1 protein-coding gene and 1 pseudogene are annotated in these 1,051 nt (G+C 37.6%); both read left to right on the forward strand.

Going from position 1 to position 1,051, the window contains the following annotated elements; genetic code table 11:
* Positions 1–95 precede the first annotated feature (95 nt).
* Positions 96–377, forward strand: a pseudogene (locus ACODS7_RS32195) (toprim domain-containing protein); the annotation flags it as partial.
* Positions 370–1,032 (forward strand): restriction endonuclease, encoded by a 663-nt coding sequence (locus ACODS7_RS32200; RefSeq protein WP_488828630.1) that lies wholly within the window; start codon positions 370–372, stop codon positions 1,030–1,032. The pseudogene ACODS7_RS32195 and the gene ACODS7_RS32200, both read left to right, overlap by 8 nt.
* The last annotated feature ends 19 nt before the right edge of the window (positions 1,033–1,051 follow it).

Genomic DNA, 1,051 nt, shown 5'->3' on the forward strand with positions numbered 1-1,051 from the left:
GTTCCATTGCCCCAATAGGTAGCATGCCTATTTTGTCGTTGAAAATTTGATAAGATTCCCAGAGCTTTTGTATAATTTTCATCACTGATATACCAGTTCTACGTACATTTAAAGAGGCAAAAGATGAAGGACTTTCCGTGAATCGAATTGTCCTCGCAGTAGATAATGATAAAGCGGGGAAAGAATTTACGGAAAAGATGGGAGCTTTAACAATTACACCACGTGTCCAAATGCATCTTCCATCACAGGTGAAAGATTGGAATGATGCGCTGAAGGCAGTCATACAATCAACAGAAAAACAGCAACAGCCTCATAAACAAGTGCAAGTACAGCAAAAGAAACTAATACAGAAAAAGGAGATGGAGCGAAGTGTCTAATACATTACCGATGCCAGGTATATTACAGCTTTTTTTGTATGGAATGGGTCTTTATATTAGCTTTCATATCCTAAAATGGAGTGTTAGAAAAATACGTGAAATTCGAATCTTGAAGAGGATGGCGAAGTCGGGAATTCATTACATTGACAAAATGGATGGATTTCAATTTGAGGTATATTTAAAAGCCCTTTTTCGAGAGCTTGGATACCGCCCAGAGGTCACAAAACGCTCTTGTGACTACGGCGTGGATGTCATATTAAAAGGAAAAAATCGTATTGTAATCCAGGCGAAACGATATGGGATAAAGAACCGAGTTGGGATTCGAGCTGTGCAAGAAGTGTATGCAGGAAAAGCATATTACAAGGCTGACGAGGCATGGATCGTAACCAATAGTGTATTTACAAAACAAGCTGAAGAATTAGCAAAAGCATGCCAGGTGAAACTCATTGATCGTTTTGAACTTCAGAATTTGATTAACAAAGTGAATCCAGAACAAAAAGCGAAAGATGTGTATGAGCAAGTCAATCCAGCAGAACGGAAATGTCCGGTTTGTAAAAATCAATTAGTTATTCGGTATTCAAAGAAAAATGATAATAAGTTTTTTGGTTGCTCTCAATTTCCTTCTTGTACACATACTGAAGCAATTAATAGATGAGCTGAAAGGACTATATTCA

This window comes from Bacillus sp. FG16, assembly GCF_057809515.1.